This is a genomic window from Mesorhizobium sp. M00.F.Ca.ET.216.01.1.1 (assembly GCF_004010325.2).
GTDB lineage: Bacteria > Pseudomonadota > Alphaproteobacteria > Rhizobiales > Rhizobiaceae > Mesorhizobium.
This window is the reverse complement of sequence record NZ_SADR02000266.1, coordinates 1-360: the sequence shown is the minus strand read 5'-3', so window position 1 is coordinate 360 and position 360 is coordinate 1. Positions and strand designations below refer to the sequence as shown.

1 protein-coding gene is annotated in these 360 nt (G+C 59.7%); it reads left to right on the top strand.

Features of this window, described 5'->3' with window-relative positions; all coding sequences use genetic code 11:
* Positions 1-97 precede the first annotated feature (97 nt).
* Positions 98-360 (top strand): NAD-dependent epimerase/dehydratase family protein (locus tag EN859_RS36045; RefSeq protein ID WP_135913664.1); only part of this gene is annotated, 263 nt, incomplete at its 3' end.

Genomic DNA, 360 nt, shown 5'->3' with positions numbered 1-360 from the left:
ATTTCAATTGAGTGACAACACGAAAGGCGCCACGTTCGAGCCTGGGGCGACATAACCCAAGATATAACTATAAAAATATGACAGGAGCAGTCACAGTATGACGGAAACGCTGAATGGCAGGCATATCGTGGTGACGGGCGGCACTGGGGCGCTCGGCGGCGCGGTTGTCGGCAGGTTGCTCGAGCAGGGCGCGATCTGCCACGTGCCAAATGCCCACGCGGCAGCCCCGCCGCATTTCCCCTATGCAGCCCATGCGAGCGTCCATCTGGCGCACAATGTCGACCTGTCGGATTCCGCCAAGGTCGAGGCTTTCTACCATCAGCTCCCCGACCTTTGGGCTTCGATCCATCTCGCCGGCGG